Annotated in this window: 1 pseudogene; it reads left to right on the top strand. The window is 62.2% G+C overall.

Features of this window, described 5'->3' with window-relative positions:
- Positions 1-362 (top strand): annotated as a pseudogene (locus M9827_RS27640) (hypothetical protein); the annotation flags it as partial.

The following is a 362-nucleotide window of genomic DNA, read 5'->3' as shown; positions in this document are numbered from 1 at the left end:
GGCAATGAAGGCGGCACGGTCGAGGTCAAGTACGAGATCAAACGCGCGGCGGGCGGGACGAGTTATTCGGATACGTTGAAGTTCAGTGTCGGCGTGGCGCTGGATCTGAAAGCGCCGAAGATCAAGGAAGCCCCCAATGACACCAGTCTCGACCCGCTCAATGCCCAGAACACACTGACCGCGGTGATCGACTATGACGGCATGCTGGTCGGCGACAAGATCAGCGTCCGCTGGACCGGCGCCCCCGGAACGCTGCCTGCCGGTTCGCACACCACGGATCCATGGCCGGTCACCCGCGTCGGCCCGCAGGAAATTCCGCTGGACGTCTCGGTGATCGCCTTCAACCTCGACAAGTCAATCAC

Source organism: Pseudomonas sp. AKS31, from assembly GCF_023634765.1.
Taxonomy (GTDB): domain Bacteria; phylum Pseudomonadota; class Gammaproteobacteria; order Pseudomonadales; family Pseudomonadaceae; genus Aquipseudomonas.
The sequence above is the reverse complement of the archived record's forward strand: the minus strand, read 5'-3'. Positions and strand labels throughout refer to the sequence as shown.